The sequence below is a fragment of the Spiractinospora alimapuensis genome, from assembly GCF_018437505.1.
GTDB classification, from domain to species: domain Bacteria; phylum Actinomycetota; class Actinomycetes; order Streptosporangiales; family Streptosporangiaceae; genus Spiractinospora; species Spiractinospora alimapuensis.
Map to the genome: position 1 here is coordinate 3,163,121 of NZ_CP072467.1, position 16,448 is coordinate 3,179,568.

At 70.2% G+C, this 16,448-nt stretch carries 17 protein-coding genes and 1 pseudogene; 4 read left to right on the forward strand and 14 right to left on the reverse strand.

Translation table 11 applies throughout. The features are described 5' to 3' along the window. Positions 1–38: 38 nt before the first annotated feature. Positions 39–1,127, forward strand: coding sequence for a Rossmann-fold NAD(P)-binding domain-containing protein (locus tag J4H86_RS14560; RefSeq protein WP_236537958.1), 1,089 nt, complete (start codon positions 39–41; stop codon positions 1,125–1,127). On the opposite strand, the gene J4H86_RS14565 is transcribed toward J4H86_RS14560, so the two are convergent. The 6 genes from J4H86_RS14565 to J4H86_RS14590 form a co-directional block, all read right to left on the reverse strand. Then, the gene (locus J4H86_RS14565) at positions 1,049–1,525 is read right to left on the reverse strand and encodes an ATP-binding protein (protein WP_236537959.1); all 477 of its coding nucleotides are present in this window, start codon (positions 1,523–1,525) and stop codon (positions 1,049–1,051) included. The two genes, J4H86_RS14560 and J4H86_RS14565, sit on opposite strands and share 79 nt — an antisense overlap. 294 nt (positions 1,526–1,819) lie before the next feature. Beyond that, positions 1,820–2,089, reverse strand: coding sequence for a hypothetical protein (locus J4H86_RS14570; RefSeq protein ID WP_236537961.1), 270 nt, complete (start codon positions 2,087–2,089; stop codon positions 1,820–1,822). Positions 2,090–2,138: 49 nt separating this feature from the next. Continuing rightward, a complete protein-coding gene (locus J4H86_RS14575; protein WP_236537963.1) occupies positions 2,139–3,062 on the reverse strand; it encodes an alpha/beta hydrolase in 924 nt (307 codons plus the stop codon). Positions 3,063–3,121: 59 nt separating this feature from the next. Continuing rightward, entirely contained in the window at positions 3,122–3,910 is a 789-nt protein-coding gene (locus J4H86_RS14580) for an IclR family transcriptional regulator (RefSeq protein WP_236537965.1), read from the reverse strand. Between the two features lie 107 nt (positions 3,911–4,017). Then, positions 4,018–4,845: a DUF6282 family protein gene (locus tag J4H86_RS14585; protein ID WP_236537967.1), complete on the reverse strand. Its 828-nt coding sequence runs from the start codon at positions 4,843–4,845 to the stop codon at positions 4,018–4,020. 133 nt (positions 4,846–4,978) lie between these two features. Continuing rightward, positions 4,979–5,824: a nitrilase-related carbon-nitrogen hydrolase gene (locus J4H86_RS14590; RefSeq protein ID WP_236537974.1), complete on the reverse strand. Its 846-nt coding sequence runs from the start codon at positions 5,822–5,824 to the stop codon at positions 4,979–4,981. A 312-nt stretch (positions 5,825–6,136) separates the two neighbouring features. On the opposite strand from J4H86_RS14590, the gene thiD reads away from it, so the two are divergent. Next, complete coding sequence (gene thiD, locus J4H86_RS14595; RefSeq protein WP_236537975.1) at positions 6,137–6,934, forward strand: bifunctional hydroxymethylpyrimidine kinase/phosphomethylpyrimidine kinase; 798 nt, start codon at positions 6,137–6,139, stop codon at positions 6,932–6,934. 49 nt (positions 6,935–6,983) lie between these two features. Here thiD and J4H86_RS14600 read toward each other — a convergent pair whose 3' ends face one another. Then, entirely contained in the window at positions 6,984–7,967 is a 984-nt protein-coding gene (locus J4H86_RS14600) for a S1 family peptidase (protein ID WP_236537977.1), read from the reverse strand. Positions 7,968–8,076: 109 nt separating this feature from the next. Then, on the reverse strand, positions 8,077–8,997 hold the full coding sequence (locus J4H86_RS14605) for a S1 family peptidase (protein ID WP_236537987.1): 921 nt from the start codon (positions 8,995–8,997) through the stop codon (positions 8,077–8,079). 420 nt (positions 8,998–9,417) lie between these two features. Between J4H86_RS14605 and J4H86_RS14610 the strand changes: the two genes are divergently transcribed. After that, entirely contained in the window at positions 9,418–9,957 is a 540-nt protein-coding gene (locus J4H86_RS14610; RefSeq protein WP_236537989.1) for a pyridoxamine 5'-phosphate oxidase family protein, read from the forward strand. A 52-nt stretch (positions 9,958–10,009) separates the two neighbouring features. Here the strand turns inward: J4H86_RS14610 and J4H86_RS14615 are convergent, their stop codons facing one another. The 3 genes from J4H86_RS14615 to J4H86_RS14625 all read right to left on the reverse strand — a co-directional run bounded on the left by J4H86_RS14615 (position 10,010) and on the right by J4H86_RS14625 (position 12,578). Continuing rightward, positions 10,010–11,302, reverse strand: coding sequence for an FUSC family protein (locus tag J4H86_RS14615; protein WP_236537990.1), 1,293 nt, complete (start codon positions 11,300–11,302; stop codon positions 10,010–10,012). A gap of 165 nt (positions 11,303–11,467) precedes the next feature. Further along, entirely contained in the window at positions 11,468–12,061 is a 594-nt protein-coding gene (locus J4H86_RS14620) for a TetR/AcrR family transcriptional regulator (RefSeq protein ID WP_236537992.1), read from the reverse strand. 94 nt (positions 12,062–12,155) lie between these two features. Further along, the gene (locus J4H86_RS14625) at positions 12,156–12,578 is read right to left on the reverse strand and encodes a winged helix-turn-helix transcriptional regulator (protein ID WP_330932416.1); all 423 of its coding nucleotides are present in this window, start codon (positions 12,576–12,578) and stop codon (positions 12,156–12,158) included. A 95-nt stretch (positions 12,579–12,673) separates the two neighbouring features. On the opposite strand from J4H86_RS14625, the gene J4H86_RS14630 reads away from it, so the two are divergent. After that, complete coding sequence (locus J4H86_RS14630) at positions 12,674–14,137, forward strand: MFS transporter (RefSeq protein ID WP_236537995.1); 1,464 nt, start codon at positions 12,674–12,676, stop codon at positions 14,135–14,137. Between the two features lie 60 nt (positions 14,138–14,197). Here J4H86_RS14630 and J4H86_RS14635 read toward each other — a convergent pair. The 3 genes and pseudogenes from J4H86_RS14635 to J4H86_RS14645 all read right to left on the reverse strand — a co-directional run. Beyond that, a pseudogene (locus tag J4H86_RS14635) lies at positions 14,198–14,761 on the reverse strand (DUF1963 domain-containing protein); the annotation flags it as partial. A gap of 234 nt (positions 14,762–14,995) precedes the next feature. Then, positions 14,996–15,379 carry a VOC family protein gene (locus tag J4H86_RS14640; RefSeq protein ID WP_236537999.1) on the reverse strand — a complete coding sequence of 128 codons (384 nt, stop codon included), beginning with the start codon at positions 15,377–15,379 and terminating at the stop codon, positions 14,996–14,998. Between the two features lie 77 nt (positions 15,380–15,456). Beyond that, positions 15,457–16,392 carry an AraC family transcriptional regulator gene (locus J4H86_RS14645; protein WP_236538001.1) on the reverse strand — a complete coding sequence of 312 codons (936 nt, stop codon included), beginning with the start codon at positions 16,390–16,392 and terminating at the stop codon, positions 15,457–15,459. Positions 16,393–16,448: the final 56 nt, after the last annotated feature.

The window sequence follows — 16,448 nt, forward strand, 5'->3', positions numbered from 1 at the left end:
CGATCCCTTCCGGAGTTCCTTCCCGAGGGAGGTGCACAGTGCGTCTACTGGTCCTCGGCGGCTCGCACCACGTCGGACGAACCATGGTGGAGTCGGCGCTGGCGCGCGGCGACCAGGTGACCACACTGAACCGCGGCCTCGCACGCGCCCCCACCCCCGGTGTCGAGGCCCTGGTCGCCGATCGGACCGACACTTCCGCACTTCGGGCCGCCCTCGGCGGCAGGGAGTGGGACGTCGTGGTCGATACCTGGCCGATGGCCCCCCGCGTCGTTCGGGACAGCGCCCGTCTGCTGTCCGGCCGGGTCGGTCACTACGTCTACGTCTCGGCGCGCGACGTGCATCGCTGGCCGTGGCCCCCCGCCGCCACCGAGAACGCGCCACTCGTTGACGCCGACCCCGCCAGCGAGGACAACTATGACTACCCGGCGTCCAAGCGCGGAGGCGAACTCGCCGTCTTGGAGTCGTTCCCCACGCGATCCTTGCTGGTCCGAGCGGGAGGCGTCGTCGGCCCGTACGAGAACGTGGCCCGCGTGTCCTGGTGGCTGCGTCGTTGCCAACGCGGGGGTCGGCTCCTGGCCTCCGGCCCTCCCGATCGTGGCGTGCAGTTCGTCGACGTTCGCGACCTCGTCGCATGGACGCTCTCCGCGGCGGAGCGTGGCCTGCACGGTCCCTACACAGTGACGAGTCCGCCCGACCACATGACAGTCGGTGAACTGTTGGACTCCGTGGTCCAGACGACTGGTGGCGGCGCGGAGTTGGTGTGGGCGTCCCCGGAGTTCCTCGAAGCGTCGGGACTTCCCCTGGGACTGGAGCTTAGCCTGCGCTTTCCCGGTGTTCCCCATCCCACAGGTGTCCACGACGCCGACGTGTCCGCCGCTCTGGCGACCGGACTCACGTGTCGCCCTGTCCGGGATACCGTCCTCGACACGTGGGATTGGCTACGCAGGGAGGGAGACCCGCCGCCCTTCGGAGGCGTCCGCCCACCGTGGACATCCCTGGACCACGACGAGGAACAGCGTGTCCTGCGGCGGCTCGCCTCCGAGTGGGACTACGGCGTGAACTCCGCCCAGGTGGCGTTGCCCAACACCGACGGGGACGACGGGGACACCGTGGGCCCGACGACGTAGGTGCCCCACGCGTCGGCGAGGGCGTCGATCAACATCAGACCGCGGCCGCTCTCCGCGAAGTCCCAGGGGTCCGGGCTGCGGGGGGACGGGCCGGCAGCGTCGTTGGTGCCGTCGTCCATGATGACCACCCGGACGCGTCCCTCCGTGGTGCGGTACATGGCCCGAAGCACACCACCGCCCGCCTCTCCCGAGCGGGAGTGTTCGACGGCGTTGGCGAAGGCCTCGCTGGCGCACATCGCGACCTTCTCGACGAGGTCGGAGTCATAGCTGGCGAGATCGGAACGCAGGTGCGCGCGGACCGAGGCGGTCTCCGACAGGTTCCCCGGATACACGCGCACCCGCCACCGGTTCCCGGTTTCCCCTGGTGGCGCTGTCGAGGAGTTCGGCTGCATGGCCATGGCGGCGGTTCCTTCGCTCGCGTACACCCAACGCGCGGCGGGCAACCCAGCGCCCCACCCCCCGGTCGGGGCGCTAGACGTCGTGACCCGCGTCGGGCTTGGTGTCCCTCACACAGGTGAGACGCAGCACACACCCATGTGGTTGCCCGTCAGGCGACGTGATTTGGATTCTCCGCCCGAGTCGACGGCCACCCCCGAGCCTCAGAGCGCGAGCCCCAGGTAGCGAACCACAGCGTGCTCCAGGTGAGCGAGGTCGTCCCGCCCCAAGTAATCGACCGGCCGCGCGGAGATCACCTACTCCCTCCCTCTGTCGCGAGGGGCGATCACCCAGTCGGACGCCACCGCACGAATGTCGCCGTCCGCGCCGTAGTCCCAGTCCGAGGGCACTTTGGAGAGATCCTCGTTCCGGAGCCGCGCCATGTCCTCCCGCGCCTGTTCCTCCCAGGCACGGCGTTCCAAACTCCGCAGGCCACGCCGCAAGACGTCGGCCGTGCTCTCGCCCTCGAGGCGGTGCGTTTCGATGATGCGCCTGTCGTCCGGCGTGGGCCGAAAACCAACGGTCATTCAGATGGTGTACCGCTTCTCCGAACCACGGTGCCAGCGATTCGTCGAATCAGGCGTTGGCGGCGACTTCCGCGGAGGTCAGGGCGGGCGCGGTGGTGAGGAAGTGGTTCAGGTGATCGACGAGTTCCTTGAAGGTGGGGTCGTCGTCGAACATCCACTCAGTGTGGCCCTTGCCCTCCAGCATGATGAGCCGCTTGGGTTCGTGGGCGTGGCGGTAGACCGACTCGGCCTCCTGGGGCCGGTGCAGCAGGTTCTCCCGGCCGTGCACGACGAGCAGAGGACGGGGCGCGATCCGGTGCGCGACGCGTTCGGGGGAGAAACGCAGCAGGGTGTCGGCCGACTCCAGGGTCACGCCGCTGCCGAACCCGGGAGCGCGGTACAACTCGGTGTCCACATAGCCGTCGGTGCGAGTGTCCCGGTCGAGACGGACGATGTCCCACGGCACGGTGATCTCGGAGCGGCCGGCGCGGGACCTGCGCACGCGGTCGGCCTCGATCCGGGCCAGGAGGTCCCGCCACGTGGCTTCGTCGTGCATCGCCCGGGTGGAGCGGGCCCCGTCTCCGATCCCGTTGCAGGTCGCCACGGCGGAGACCCGGTCGTCGTCCGCCGCCTCCGCGACGACGACCCCGCCGCCGAGGCCCCACCCGACCAGTCCGATCCGGGTGGAGTCCAGGTCGTCCTCCCCCACCACACGATCCACGGCGGCGCGCACGTCCTCCACCCACTCCTGGGGGACGAGACGTCCGCGTTCGCCCTCGCTGAGCCCGAAGCCCCGGTAGTCGAACGCCAGCACCGCGTACCCGCGCTCGACGAGGGCCCGGGCGAACCGTTCGGGGTGGATCACCTTGAGTCCCTGGTAGCCGGAGCAGGGGATGACCACCGGGTACGGGGCGTTGGCGCCCCCGTCGGGAACGTGCAGGTCGGCGTCGAGGCGCAGGCCGCTGCTGAAGAAGGAAAGGGGACGCACGGCCACGGGAACTCCTCGGTTCGTGGGTTGGTCGTGGATCAGGGAAAACTCGGTGAGGACGGGAGTCAGGAAACGCCGAACCCGGCTTCGGGCCGGCCACACATCGCCGCGGTGAGCTGACGACTCGCCTCCACGACCACCGGGCCGAGCCGGTCGGTCCGGGGGCCCAGGCGGTACTTCGGCGCGGAGACGTTCACCGCGGCGACGATCTGCCCGCTGAGGTCACGCACGGGCGCCGCGACCGCGACCAGCCCAGGCCGGAACTCCTCGTCGGCGACGGCGTAGCCGGTGCGGCGCGCCTCCGCGGTGCGGGCGAGCAGGTCGTCGAGGTCCCGCGGCGCGTGCGGCCCGGCGTTGCCGAAGCTCACCCCGTCCAGCATCGCGGTGGTCTCGTCCCGGGGCCGGTCCATCAGCAACACCCGACCCACCGCGGTAACGTGCAGCGGCGCCGTGCGCCCCACCCATCCGCCACGGTCCGTCACCCGCGGGCTCTCCGAGAGCACGGTCAGGACGGAGTGGTCGCACAGGACGCTGAGATAGCCGGCGACCTTCACCGTTCCCACGAGGCGTCGCAGTACGGTGGGGCCAGCACTGCGCAACCGCGCCTCGCCGGCGTTCGCGGCGAGCGCGAAGAACTGCCACCCCAGGCGGTAGCGCCGAGTGTCGGGGTCACGCTCGACGAACCCGGTCTCGCTGAGCGCCTTGAGCGCGCGGGACACTTGACTCTTCTCCCGCCCGACCCGGCGCGCGATCTCCACGACCCCCAAGCCCTCCTTGGGATCGATGTCAGGCGAGCCGAGCACCTGCAGCAGGTTCACGGTCCGGTGAACGCTTGAGGGGTTCCCATCGGACATGTCCCCGATAGTGGCCTGACCTGCGGCCGGAGGCAAGTGGGCGTTGCGCACAGAACAACCCCGAACCGCGACACGCAACCGGTCGCACCAGTGGACGGACGGGACCGTCAGTTCACCGTCAACCGGTACGGGAGCTCCGCCGCACACGCCTCCACCGCGCCCCTGTCCAGCCCTTCCGCCACCAGACGTTCCACGAGCAGACGCAGTGCGTCGGGCGCGGACGGCGAGTCCACCTGACCCGCGTCTGAGGTCAGCACGACGCGGTCCAGACCGACCTCCCGCGCGAAGGCCGCCAGTGCGGCGGCGTCCACCGAGTCCTGGTGCAGCAACTGGAACGTGGTGATCTCGGCGCAGGCCCCGAGCTCGGTGAACTCCCGCGCCCGCGCGGCGCTCATCGCCGGCACCGTGTAGGACGGGTGGGTCAGGAGCATCCGCCGCACCCCCGCGGCGCGGGCGACGGGCAACAGCCAGGCCACCTCGTCGGTGGAGATGTGCCCGGTCGCCAGCACCGCGTCGGCCTCCGCGATCAGCGCCACGATCTCCCGAACCCGCGCCTCCGTCGTGGGGTCCACCGGCGGGAGCGCGTAGGTGTGGGTCGACAACCCCGCGCGGACCCCACACAGCCGGGGGAGGCCGGCGCTGGCCTGGGTGTGGGAGTCGGCCGTCGGGAACCAGATGACCCGCGCCCCCGACGCCAACGCCGCGGCCACCGCAGACGGGTTGAGGCCACCGACGTGCTGGTTCAATGCCAATCCCCCGTAGACGGCGATGCCCTGTGTCCGGGCCGCCGCGGCGGCCCGGCCCACCGTGGACTCGTAGTGCGCCTTGAGGACACAGCCAGTGAACCCGGCGGCGGCGTAGCGGGCGACGGTGTCGACGTCGTCGTCGAAACGCTCGACGATGTCCGGCGCGGCGTGGACGTGGAGATCGAACATTCCCACACCCTCACCCCTCACACGTCCACCCGCAACGATGGTTGTCCCCGGAGCAACATCACCGCCCCGTATGCGAACCTCTCCCCTTGACCCGGGCGGCGGACGCCACCGCCTCTACGGCTTCCGGAGGCGCTCAGGGGTGTTCGTCGGTTTCGACGAGGCGCTCGAGTTCCCGGTTGAGGAGGTCGAACCTCGGGTCCTGGAGGAGTGGGAGACGGTGTCGTTGGCGTCGGACGACGGCGACGTCGATCTCGGCCGTCACGGTCGCCGTCCGCCAGAGCGGGGCCTCAGCGAGGACCGTACCGAAGGGGTCGACGATCTGTGACCCGCCCCAGAAGGACACACCGTTCTCCTGACCAACCCGGTTGGCGAAGATCACGTAGCACTGCTGCATGCGCGCGAGCTGCCGCACGAGGTCCTGCCAGTACACGTTGTTGTCGAGCGGACCGGCGTCGCCGTCCACGCCTCCGACGGCTGCGCTGTTGGTGGGGACGAACAGGATCTCCGCGCCGTCCTGCGCCGCGAGCCAGGGCACCATGGGCTGCCAGGCGTCGTTGCAGATGACGGTGGCGGCCCGGCCGTGGTCGGTGTCGAAGGCACGGATGGAGCGCCCCGGGAAGAAGTGCTTGCGCTCCTCCCACATCAGATAGTTCGGCAGGTAGAGCTTGTGGTGCAGAGATGTGATCCCGCCGCGGGAGAGGTAGGCGGCGGAGTTGAAGTGACGGAGTCGCCGCCGTTCGTAGAACCCGATGAGGACGTCGGGGCCGAGCTCGCCCAGCGCCAACAGGCGCTCGTCGTCGGCCCGCAGGGACGTGTCCTCGTCCAACTGGCCCAGTGCGTAGCCGTGCAACGCGAGTTCCGGGAAGACGACGAGGTCGGCGCCCTGGCTGGCGGCGTCCTCGATCCGGGCGCGCGCGTCCTTCAGATTGGCCTCCACGTCCCCCAACACGCAGTCCGTCTGCGCGATCGCCACCCGCATGATCGTCTCCCCCCTGTGCCACGAATCATGATCCTGGCGCTTCGGCCAGGGATCCCCGGTTCTGTACTCGGACCCCGCGCCGGAGGGCTGTCGCCAGCACCCGGCCCCCCACAAAATAGGGCCCGTGGGACGTGGATCGACCAGGGATAGGGCGGCCCCGGGAAACATATTCCCCGACCCCGTGTTCTACGGTGAGAAACCGTGTGGACGCCGGGACGACGCCCGCGGTTCCCGTCCGCCCACACCGCCCCACGGCCACGGAGGACCACGGGGGCGACTGGCTGAATGATCTCGAATTCGAGGGGGTGGCCGATGACCGGCCGCGCGTACGTGATCGCCGGCTCCGAGGCGACCGGTGGTGCGGGGATCCAGGCGGATCTGCGCACGTTCCAGGAACTCGGGGTCTACGGCATGGGGACGATCACCTGCATCGTCTCCTTCGACCCGAAGAACGACTGGGCGCATCGCTTCGTCCCCGTCGACCCCCAGGTGATCGCCGACCAGATCGAGGCCGCTACCTCGTGCCACGACCTCGACGTCGTCAAGATCGGCATGCTGGGGACACCGGACACGATCGACGTGGTCGCCGGCGCGTTGGAGCGAAAGACCTGGCGTCACGTCGTCCTGGACCCCGTACTGATCTGCAAGGGGCAGGAGCCCGGGGCCGCCCTGGACACCGACAAGGCCCTCACCGCGCAGATCCTCCCCCACGCCAGCGTCATCACGCCGAACCTCTTCGAGTCGCGCACCCTGTCGGGCATGGACGCGATCGAGTCCGAGGCCGACCTGATCGAGGCCGCGAAGCGGATCCACGACTTGGGCCCCCGGTACGTCGTCGCCAAGGGTGGCGTCGAACTGCCCGGGCCGGACGCCGTGGACGTGCTCTACGACGGGCAGGACGTGGTGGTCCACCGGGCTTCCAAGATCGGCGAGAACCGGGTGAGTGGCGCGGGGTGCACGTTCGCGGCCGCGATCACCGCCGAACTGGTGAAGGGCGGCACCGTGGAGTCCGCCGTGGGGACCGCGAAGAGCATGGTTCGTGCGGGGATCACGGCACGGCTCTCGGCCCACACCCCGTTCGACGTGATCACCACCGTCGCCCCCGGCTGACCCGAGAGACGCCGGGGGCCGCGACGCACAGCGCCCCCGGCACCCCCGGTCAGGAGCCGTCGGAGGACCACACCTCGATCTGGTCCTCGATGTCCCCGGCGTAGGTCGTCACCCGGGTGAGGTACTCCGGGTTCGTCCGGTCCATCCCCACCCCCCACGCCATGACCCCTACCACCTGGCCGTCCAGGACGAGCGGCCCACCGCTGTCGGTTCCCCCCACCCGCAGCGCGGTTTCGTCGACCCCCGCGCACAGGTAGGAGTCCGGGTCGTAGCCGACCCCCCACAGCGCGAGCGGTGCGGGACTCACCGTGGAGTTCATGCGCTCCCGGCAGGTCTCGTCCTCGACGATGGGGGCCGGTTGCTGCCAAAGCACCGGGGCGTCGTCGGGTGCGACGCGATACCCGAACAGGACGCCCTGCTCCCCCTCGGTCGAGGGGACATCATCGCCGTTGGCGAGGGGGATGGTCTCGTGGGGCAGCTCCTCTTCGAGGAGGACGAGACCGATGTCCGCCTTGGGCCACTGGAGACGCTGTACCAGGCCGCGGAGGGGGTAGTTGGAGTCGTCCTCGGCCCGGTCCGGGTGGGCCCAGGTGTCCGCCACCCCGAAGATCTCGCCGTCTTCGGTTCGCAGGTCGGAGCGACCCACGATGACCTCCATCCCTTCAGGGGCGGTGTGTCCCAGGCAGTGGCCCGCGGTCACGACGACGTCGGGTTCCACCAGGGCCCCCATGCACCCCTTCGCGCTCGGGGCGTCGTCGGGAGCACCCTCCGGATAACCGATGGCGACCACCCAGGGGTACTCCTCCGTCGTCACCGCTCCCGCTCCCGGAGGGGCGTCGGGGGCCGGACGGGTGAGCGCCCAGCCCCACCAGGCGAGCCACAGGAGGCTGGGCACCAGGATGATGGCGATGAGGGTCCACACCCAGCGACGGAGTCGTCGTCGCGGTGCCCGCACCGAGCCGACCGCCGTGTCGTCGTCAGCCCCAGGCGTGTTGTCCTCGGTGTCACGGCCCGTGGCGCCGTTGCCGGCCATCGTGTACCCGCTTTCGTTCGTCGCACGCCGGCACCGCCCCTGGGACGGTGTCGGTCGTCCGGTGGTGATGTCGTGACGTGATTCGCTCGGACGCTCGGCGAGCGGGGGGCTAGGGCAGGCTGGTGGCTCCGGCGGACGACGCGTCGACTCGCTCCTGGATGTCCTCCGCGTAGGTCGAGACGCGGGTGAAGTAGCTGGGGAGCGAGAAGTCGGCACCAGCGCCGAACGCCGCGACACCGACGAGTTCTCCGTCGACGACGAGGGGCGATCCGCTGTCGCTGCCCCGCAGGAGGGTCCGCCCGTCGCTCGCGCAGAGGTAGGCGTCGTTGTCGTAGTAGGCCCCGTGCCACTGCGGCAGAATCATCCGCCGGGCGCTGTCCGCCCGCTCCTGGCAGGTTTCATCATCCACCACCGTGGACCACTGTCGCCACAGACGTGGCTCGTCGTCCGGCGAGAGCCGGTAGCCCAGCAGGCTCGTCGGCTCTCCTTCCGGCGAGTCAGCGTCCGCCGCCGCGAGGGGAAGCGGCTCGTTGGGGAGCTCCTCCTCGAGCACGAGGACGGCGATGTCCGCGGGCGCGAGTTCCACCGCCTGATACGTGCCCCGCAGCGCGAAGCCCGGGTCGAAGTTCATGAAGTCGGGGTGGCCCCACAGCGCGGAGACACCGACCGACACCCCCGAGCCCTCGTCCTCGAGGTCGTCCCGGTCCGCGACCACCTCGAGACCGCTGGGGTTGGACCGACCCACGCAGTGGGCGGCGGTCACCACCGCGTGCGGCGCCACCAGGGCGCCGACGCACCCCTTGGCGCTCGGCTTGTCCGGGTACTGCTCCGGGTAGGAGATCGCCACGAGCCAGGGGTAGTCCTCGGTGGACGCGGCCGCGTGCTCATCCGAGGGCGGCGCGGGGAAGTCCAGGTTGTACTCCCACACCACGAACGGCGCGTACAACACCAGCGGCGCCAGCAGGATCCCGCCGACTCGCAGAACCCACCGCCGCCCACGCCGGGGCGCCCGGGTGCCGCCGTCCGACATCGCCCACCTCCTTCTCGTCCACGCGTCGACGTTCGGTGAGCAGAGTAGAACAGAAAGTGGAGGGGATGCCCGTTTCCGACCGAATCCGACGCCCTGACGTCGGCGGAGGACACGTCGATTAACCCACCCGACCTAGCCCGAAGGACATAGGCCCGATCACGGGGGTCGCGCCACGCCGTTGAGTGATCGCCGGCCACACGCGGATCGGTGACGCCGCCCCTCTCGTTCCGGTCCCCAACGATTCCGGGTGGAATGGTTGACCGAAACCCACCGGCTCTTCTCCTCCGGCCCGGCACTCCACCGCCGTCATCCTCGAACGCCTCGGTGGGCGACCGATGAGTTTGGGACCCGTCGATTGTCTGACCAGTCAGCGCGCGGTTTGCCGCCTCGCCACGGCCCCAACGGAAAGGTCCGTCCACCATGCCCTCGTCGTCTCCCGCCGCGGAGCCCTACGACGCTCTCCCCTCGGCCCCAGACGCGGACACGGCGGGCGAGACCTGGGCGCGCGGCCTCTCCGACCTGGAGTCCGCGCACACCTACTGGCTGTCCACGCTTCGCGCGGACGGGCCCGCTCCGCACACAGTGCCGCTGCTCGCGGTCGTGGTCGGGGGAAGGGTCCATTTCAGTGCCAGTGCGACCTCCCGCAAGGCACGCAACCTCCAACGGAGTGCCGCCTGCACCCTGGCGGCCAGCGGAGGGTCACTCGACCTGGTCCTCGAGGGCACCGCCGTACCGACCACCGACCCGGGCCGGCTGTCCGCGGTCGCGGCGGCCTACGCCGAGAAGTACGGCTGGGCACCGGAGGCGCGCGACGGCGCTCTCTGGGCGGAGGGCGCACCGACGGCCGGACCCCCTCCGTACCATGTGTACGAGATCCGTCCGGAACGGGCGTTCGGCTTCCCCACGGTCGACGACGCGCGTCCCACCCGATGGCGCTTCCCCGACGAACACGACGCCTGAGATCGGTGGTGGTGGACCGCGGGGGCGTTCACCACCACGAACCTCAGGACGGTCACGACTCCTGCTCGCCCTGCTCGCCCTGGGGTCCGTCGGGACCACATGCCCCGACCGCGTCACCGGTCGCCCGGAGTTCCTCGACCAGGCGGGCGGCATCGACGACCAGGATCTCGTACCCGCCGGAGCCCGTCCCGGATGGATCAGCGTCCGCCTCACGCCCCTCGGGCCGGAGATGGCCGTAGCGCTCCTCCGCCTCCTGGATCCACTCGCGCATCGCCGACTGCTGCTCGGTCAGCTCCTCCTCCTGGAGGTTCGCGAGCACCCCCAAGGCCTCTCCGACCGCCCCCAGGAACCGGCCGTATGAGTACAGGAACCGGGTGTCACCGGAGTGTGGTGCGGTCCCCTCCTCCGACTTCTCCGTCTCCTCCGAGGACGTGTCCTTCTCGGACCCACCCAACCGCCTGAGGTCATCGGCCACCGCCGTCACCTGGCGTGACAGTCGCTCCAGGGCGTCCAGCAGCGCCGAGTACCCCTCGAAGGACCGAACGGAGGACCGGCGAATCACGTGTCGGGGGTTGTAGAAGACGCTCTCCCACGCCGTCTGCACCGACGACCGGGCCTGGCTGATCGTGGCGCCCAGGTGAACGGCGCGGGAGTGCCACTGGTCGGTGCGCTCGTTTTCCAGGGTCGCGTCGCGCACCGCCGGCGCCATGTCCTGGAAGATGGCGGCCAGGCCGCTCCCGACCGCACGGACGCCGTACTCGGCGCTTCGGTACCGCAGTGGGGGGAATACCAGCAGGTTGACCAGGACGCCGGCGCCGCAGCCCACGATCACCAGCAGGACGATCTGGCCGAGCTGCAGGTATCCCTGGATCTGGTCGGTGGCGGCGACGTACGTGGAGAACGCGAAGAACGCCGCCGTCGACACCTGCGATCGTTGCGCTCCGAGGTGGGGCAGCCGGCTGAGCACCAGGGCGACCAGGGCGACGAGCACGAACGACACCAGGTCCGGCCCCACCACCAACACGATGAGGCCCTGAACCGCCACGCCGGCGGTCACCGCACCGAAGTAGCGCAACGACTGCACGACCGACTGGTACACCGTCACCTGGAGCATCAGGATGGCGGAGAACGGGGCGAACGCCGGGGACTGCGCGTCCATTCCGTTGTAGGCGATCACCCACGCGATCGAGGCGGCCAGGGTTCCCTTGCCGACGAACAGCAGAGTGTCCCGCTCGTGCCCCGCCGTCGCCGCGGCGCGTCGCCACCACTGGCGGATCCGCGCGATTCGCCCCCTGTCCCGGGGTTGGTTCTCGGAGAGTTGCTCGCTCTCGCCCCGCTGCGCCATCGTGCTCCCCCGCGATGCTGTCCGTAGCCGAGCCCAGCCAGGTCCCACCGTGTCGCCGTGCGACGATCGGTCGCGCGGCCACTGGCCCGGCCCCCTGTCCTTGTGTTGTCCCCGCTGCGTACGACGCCACGCGACGGCACCGAACCACGCCACGTCGCGCAGGCGTCAGGAGAGGGCGCGCATCCAAAGGTCGACCACCTGCCGAACGCGGGTGTCGCGTTCGGCGTCGGAGGCGGGAAGCACCGAGCCCGCCACCTGGGCGCTCATCCCCTGGACGATCAGCAGGGAGGTGGCGTCCGGGTCGTCCATGACCACCCCCACGCGCCAGAGCTCACCAGTTAGCCGTCGGGCCGTGCGCCGTTGGGTGTCGCGAAGCAGGGCGAGGAGCTCCGGGGTGCGCGGGGAGCGTTCGAAGAGCTCACGGAACAGGTCGGGGCGCCGGGCGTCCACGATGAACCGGACCAGCTCCCAGAGGAGGGTCTCCAGCGTGGACCGTTCCTCGGCCAACCGGTGGAACGTGGCCGAGACACGAGCCTCGGCGTCGTGAAGGTACTGCTCCGCCAGCGCCGCGACCAGGGCTTCCTTGTTCGGAAAGTACTGGTACAGCGAGCCGATGGACACCCCGGCCCGTGCGGCGATCCTGTTCGTGGTGGTCGCTGAGTAGCCGTCCCGCTCGAAGACCTGCGCCGCCGCCTCGAGAAGCACGGCGACGGTCTCGCGGGATCGCTCCTGCTGCGGCTGCTTACGTGATGTGGCCATCGTGCCCCCGTGCGTGTTGGCGCATGAGTGTACTGCGCCGGCGGGCGCCCCGATCAGCGCGACGCACGGTCGTCGTCCCGCGGACGGCGCGCGTTCACTCGTCGGCGCGTGCGTCGTACTCGACGCGGGCCTCCGCGATCGCGACGCGGTTGCGCTCGGCCCACGAGGTCAGGCTGGCGAGCGACTCGTAGAGGTCCTCGGCGATCGGGGTGAGGGTGTACTCCACCTTCGGCGGGACCACGGGGTAGACGGTACGGCGGATGAGGCCGTCACGTTCCAGGTTGCGCAGGGTCAGGGTGAGCATTCGCCGGCTGATCCCCGACACGGCGCGTTCGAGTTCGGTGAACCGGATCGGGCCACGGGCGGCGGCGACCATGATCCCAATGGCCCACTTGCCGCTGACCCGGTCGATGACGTCCATCAACGTGCACGCCTCGACGCTGTGATCGTCGTCACGGGCGGCCTGGACCCACGGTGATTCCACCTGTGGGGACACATCGATGTTCCTCTGTGACATCAATCTGCCTCCTTACGTTGACCAGCAGTGTCTCTCATCATTGCCTCTGTTACAAAACGTGCCCCGAGGGCACTCGACGGAACGGAGCTTCGCTGATGGGGTCACCCTCCGCGACCCGGCCGATCGTGGCGGTGACTGGCGTCCTGGCGCTGTGCCACTTCCTCGTGTCGGTCGACTTCAACATCGTCTACATCGCGCTGCCGGACCTCGGACGGGAGATCGCGTTCCCCGACGGGGGCCTCCAGTGGGTCGTGAGCGCCTTCTCCCTGGGCTTCGGTGGCTTCCTGCTCCTCGGCGGGCGGACCACCGACCGGGTGGGGCCCCGCCGGGTGCTCGTGGCGGCGCTGGTGCTGTTCGCCGTCGCCTCCTTCGTCGGCGGCCTCGGAACGACCGCCGGCGCGGTGATCGCGGCGCGGGCCGGCCAGGGGCTGGCGGCGGCGTTCCTGTTCCCCGCGACGCTGGCGTTGATCGGGCGCGCGTTCGCCGAGGGGCCGGACCGCAACCGCGCCATGGCGGTCTGGGGCACGGCGGGCGCCTTCGGGGCGCTCGCGGGCGGCGGGCTCGGCGGTGTCCTGACCAGCACCTTGGGCTGGCGATCCGTGTTCTTCGCCCTGGTGCCCCTGGCCGTGGTGGCTCTCGCCGGAACGCTGCGGCTGCTTCCGAAGGACACCGCACCCACGTCATCCGCGGGTGCCGGCGGTTTCGACGTCCCCGGGGCGATTCTCGCCACCTCGGCGTCCCTGTTCGTGGTGTTCGGGCTGGTGCGCGGACCGGAGGCGGGATGGATGTCGGCCCAGGGAATCGGGGCGATTGGTGGGGGCCTGGTCCTGTTCGGCGCCTTCCTCCTGGTGGAGTCGCGTTCCCGGGACCCGTTGGTGTCGTTGCGGCTCCTGCGCGGCGGCGGTCTTCCCATCGCCATGGGGCTGATCTTCCTGGTGATGGGTCCGGTGAACGCGCTGCACTACCTGTACACGACCTACCTGCAGGACGTGCTGCAGTACAGCGCCCTGGTGGCGGGAGTGGGATTCCTCCCGCAGGGGGCGGTGGCGATGGCGGGTTCGGCGTTGCTGCTGCCGCGGGTGCTGGAGCGGTGGGGCGTGCGCGGCACCCTGTTCGCCGGCGTCCTCGGGGTGGGGCTCACTTCGGCCGCGTTCGCGATCGGCATGACCGCGGGTGGCTCCTACTGGACCCTGCTCCCGGGCGTGCTGCTGCTCGGCGTCTCCGCCGGCACGGTGTACCCCGCGATCTTCACCGCCGCCGGCGCCGGAATCGCCCCCGAGAACCAGGGGGTGGCCTCCGCCATGACCTCGACCGCGCAACAGATCGGCGCGGCGACAGGTCTCGCCGCACTGCTCGCGGTCTCCAGCCTGGGAGCGGGCATGACGCCCGGCCCCGCGACCGAGCCCGAGTCGGTGACGGCAGGCCTGCGTCTCGCGGCGTGGGCCGGAGCCGGGGCACTGGTGCTCGGATCGCTGCTGGCGCTGCGGTTCCGGACTCCTGACGCCACGGGCACCGATCCGGCAGCGACGTCCGGACGAGAACGGGACGGCGCGGTGTAGTCGGGTCCGCTGGCTAGCGCCCCACCAGCCGTGTCGGGGAGCACGCGGCGGTGGGGCGTCTCAACAGGATTGAACGAAGAACACTCCGCGAGTGTAATCGGAGTCGAGGAAGGCGTAGGCGATCCCAGCATCGCCGCAATTGATGCCGAAGACCACGCCCGCGGAGTCGATTTGCAGCAGGAGCGGCCAGTCGTCGCCCGGTGGTTCCGCACCTTGGAGCCAGTGCGGGCGCCCCCCAAGCTGGATCCCTGGGGGCTCATCGTCCGCGTCGTCATCCTCAGTTCCGTCCGCCCAGTCGTCCAGGGCTTCGCCGGACAGGGCGGGTTGGTCGTACGGCGCGATCTGGACCGCGAGCTCTACCGGCTCCCCCTCCGACCCGTCGCGCCGGTACCCGCGCAGGGTCGGCCCCTGTGGGAGCGGGACGGTCGCGACGCCGAGAGGAGCACCATCGGGTTGCACGACAACCGCGTACTTCTCCTTGGGCTCATGGCGGTCATGGGAGTCGTAGAAGTCGGGATCGTCCATGAACAGATACGCCAGCCGCACGTCAGGCCCGGGCAGCCGGACCTGGGCGATGAAACGCATCTGCCGGTTGCCCAGGTAGAGCGGCCACTGGGGCTCGGCGAGCCAAACAGGCTGCCGCCGAACTTGGTGACCGGGTCGAAGATCCGCGGAGCGTGGCCGACGAACATCTTGGTGTCCACGGACACCGTCGTAACCACGTGGTCTTGGCGCAAGTCCTTGATCGTCACCTAGCGTTCCTCACACGAACCGCCGATAGGACGCGCCAGTGTCGCAGCTCGCGAACCGGGCCATGGGGATCGTGACCTGGTTCGATCACCTTCCGGATCATGGAGATCAGGTGTGCGCCTCCGCGCGGTCGGACTCGCTGCGCAGGACGCAGAACTCGTTACCCTCCGGATCGGCGAGGATCGCCCAGCCGGAACCGTCGGGGTGGCGGTGGTCGGCGACGAGGGTCGCGCCCAGGCCGAGCAGGCGCTCCACCTCCCGCTCCCGTGAGGTGTTGGGCGTCAGGCACAGGTGGACCCGGTTCTTGACCGTCTTTTCCTCAGGTACCTGGTTGAAGTGCAGGACCGGCCCCTCGGTCAGCATCACGTCGATCTCCGGATCACCCGGCCTGTCCTCCGGATGCAACGGGCGGCCGGTCACCGCGCTCCAGAACCGGCCCAGCGCGTAGGCGTCCGCACAGTCGATGGCCACGTTACGCACCACGGAGAACATGCCGCACACCCCTCTTCGTCCACAGATCGACGGCGTGACCCACTCCGGCGTCACATCGATCACACGTTCGGGACAGCTTAGGCGGACGCGAGCTGCGTCGCTACCCCGGGGCGGTCGGCGCTCGGGGCACGACCACGGACCCGCTTGTAGGCGGCGCTGAAGCCGAACGGGTCGGCGTACCCCACACGGTGCGCCACTGAGGACACCGACGCCCCGGGCTCGGCGAGCAGGTCGGCGGCGAGGGTCATCCGCCACCGCGTGAGGTATGTCAACGGCGGCTCGTTGAGCAGTTCGGTGAACCGTTTGGCGAAGGTGGCGCGGGAGACCCCCGCCTCCGAGGCGAGCGAGGCCACCGTCCAGGCGTACTCCGGGGCGTCGTGCATCGCGCGCAGCGCCGGCCCCGCGATCGGGTCGGCGATCGCGGTGTACCACGCGGGGGCGTTGGCCTCCGCGGTGTCGAACCACGCGCGCAGGGTGCACACGAGCAGCCAGTCCAGGAGGCGTTCCAGCACGATCTGCTGCCCGGGTTTGTCCGCCACCACCTCACCGGCGATGAAGTCGAGGATGTGGTCGCCGTCGTCGTCGCAGGGGATCGTCAACAGCGGGGGCAGGGCGTCCAACAGTCGAGCACCGATGTGACCACGGATCTCGAACTCCGCCACCACCAGCGCGGTGGGCCCGTCGAGGGTGTCGCCACAGGTACGAGGGCCGAGAACCCGGGTCGTGGGGGTGTTGGCGCAGTACAGCGTCCGGGGCGCGGCGAGGGCGGAGGTGTGGAGGTCATCGGTGAACCGGTAGGGGCGGGGGCCCCGCACGACGGCGGTGTCCCCCGGGGCGAGCCAACGCGCGTCGCTGTCGTCGGTCGAGATCCAGCCACCGCCACGCAACGGGAAAGCGAGCGTGAGCGGAGCCCCGTCTGCGAACTCCACGGAGAAGGGCGGGTCGAGGATCTCCTGCCCGATGAGCGACGCGTCGGCGTTGATCCCGCGAAGCAGGTCGGCGAAGGCGTCCATCACTCCACACTAGACGAATACCCATGGAATCTGGACCTCTACCCATGGATCGTCTG

Coding starts and splice junctions, on each gene's coding strand:
- J4H86_RS14630 (WP_236537995.1), top strand. CDS start 12,674: ATGGGGTCACCCTCCGCGACCCGGCCGATCGTGGCGGTGACTGGCGTC.
- J4H86_RS14610 (WP_236537989.1), top strand. CDS start 9,418: ATGCCCTCGTCGTCTCCCGCCGCGGAGCCCTACGACGCTCTCCCCTCG.
- J4H86_RS14620 (WP_236537992.1), bottom strand. CDS start 12,061: ATGGCCACATCACGTAAGCAGCCGCAGCAGGAGCGATCCCGCGAGACC.
- J4H86_RS14625 (WP_330932416.1), bottom strand. CDS start 12,578: ATGTCACAGAGGAACATCGATGTGTCCCCACAGGTGGAATCACCGTGG.
- J4H86_RS14605 (WP_236537987.1), bottom strand. CDS start 8,997: ATGTCGGACGGCGGCACCCGGGCGCCCCGGCGTGGGCGGCGGTGGGTT.
- J4H86_RS14615 (WP_236537990.1), bottom strand. CDS start 11,302: ATGGCGCAGCGGGGCGAGAGCGAGCAACTCTCCGAGAACCAACCCCGG.
- J4H86_RS14580 (WP_236537965.1), bottom strand. CDS start 3,910: ATGTCCGATGGGAACCCCTCAAGCGTTCACCGGACCGTGAACCTGCTG.
- thiD (WP_236537975.1), top strand. CDS start 6,137: ATGACCGGCCGCGCGTACGTGATCGCCGGCTCCGAGGCGACCGGTGGT.
- J4H86_RS14645 (WP_236538001.1), bottom strand. CDS start 16,392: ATGGACGCCTTCGCCGACCTGCTTCGCGGGATCAACGCCGACGCGTCG.
- J4H86_RS14585 (WP_236537967.1), bottom strand. CDS start 4,845: ATGTTCGATCTCCACGTCCACGCCGCGCCGGACATCGTCGAGCGTTTC.
- J4H86_RS14565 (WP_236537959.1), bottom strand. CDS start 1,525: ATGGCCATGCAGCCGAACTCCTCGACAGCGCCACCAGGGGAAACCGGG.
- J4H86_RS14570 (WP_236537961.1), bottom strand. CDS start 2,089: ATGACCGTTGGTTTTCGGCCCACGCCGGACGACAGGCGCATCATCGAA.
- J4H86_RS14600 (WP_236537977.1), bottom strand. CDS start 7,967: ATGGCCGGCAACGGCGCCACGGGCCGTGACACCGAGGACAACACGCCT.
- J4H86_RS14590 (WP_236537974.1), bottom strand. CDS start 5,824: ATGCGGGTGGCGATCGCGCAGACGGACTGCGTGTTGGGGGACGTGGAG.
- J4H86_RS14640 (WP_236537999.1), bottom strand. CDS start 15,379: ATGTTCTCCGTGGTGCGTAACGTGGCCATCGACTGTGCGGACGCCTAC.